General features: G+C 50.7%; 2 protein-coding genes. Both read left to right on the forward strand.

The genetic code is table 11. The features are described 5' to 3' along the window. A partial coding sequence (locus JX325_RS17485; RefSeq protein ID WP_204792273.1) for a hypothetical protein occupies positions 1–634 on the forward strand: 634 nt, incomplete at its 5' end. Positions 635–764: 130 nt separating this feature from the next. After that, a partial coding sequence (locus tag JX325_RS17490; RefSeq protein ID WP_204792274.1) for a hypothetical protein occupies positions 765–1122 on the forward strand: 358 nt, incomplete at its 3' end.

Below are 1122 nucleotides of genomic sequence, written 5' to 3' on the forward strand. Positions count from 1 at the left end.
GCTCATTACCAAGAACACCGATCTGTCGCATCCTCCGAAGCCCTACGACTGGGACGTCTTGATTGATGGGCGTCCTTATTTTGTTGTCCGGATGGAGGGGTATGTTCACAGCATCGGCGGACGCTGGGGCAATAATGACCTCTGGGCTTACCCGCGCGATGAAGCTCCGTCTTATGAAAATCTCATTGAGTTCAGCGCCGACCAGCCTGTTGCGTGGGGCCTTCAGTACAAGCCCAATAACTATACCAAAACAAAGTGGGACGAGACGGAGGCTCGCAGTGGCGGAGGTGTCACCATTACTCGTAATGGGAGACCGTTCTGCCATATCGCTGGTGGCCTGAATTATGGGATTGACAAGGCCCGGACGATGATTATGGAGTTCTCTGAGCATCCGCTGGAGCTCAACGCAATCGACTTTGACCATAAGGCGGTTGGGCGTAAAGTCTGGTGGAGAGGCGAGCCCGCCATCGTCGAGTCCTTCATTAGCGGACAGGCTTGTGTCATCCTGAAGCCGGACGGCATCCCGCAGTTTACGGTTCCACCGGAGTTTGCGGAGGAAGAACCGGACTATTATGAGGATGAAACGGTAAAGACGGATATCCTCGACCGCCATATCTGGTGGTTCAGAGACTGAGCATTCGGCAGCACGCAGAAATCACATTTCCTTCTATGGAGAAGAGTAAAAGACCGAAAGGCACTGAGGAAACTTGGCACCTTCAGCTTTTACTCATTCTCTGAATTTTATATTTGAAGGAGGAGCACCAATGGAACAGCGTACCTGTAACATTATAATGTGCTGCAAGGGTCATTGCAAGTTGCCCGATGCAGGCGAGGCCTCAATGGAGGCTATTGCGGCCTATATGAGTAAAGAGTGCCTTTGCCCAAAAGAAGATTACAAAGGCTCCCTGATGGAATCTATTTTGCGAGAGGCGTTATTTGACTACATCGCAAATGCGGACAAACCCGATTTCGAGTTGCGTCAACTGCTTCAGCAGTACATTTCGCGCGAACCTACTCTGTCGGAACGCATCTGCACTATGTTTCAGCTTACCAGGGTTCGCAACGATGATGGAAGCTATGCGAATGGTTTTTCCGAACAGCTTCTTGTTCAAAGCGAAATAG

This window comes from Oscillibacter sp. CU971, from assembly GCF_905219725.1.
In the GTDB taxonomy this organism is placed as follows: Bacteria; Bacillota; Clostridia; order Oscillospirales; family Oscillospiraceae; genus Oscillibacter.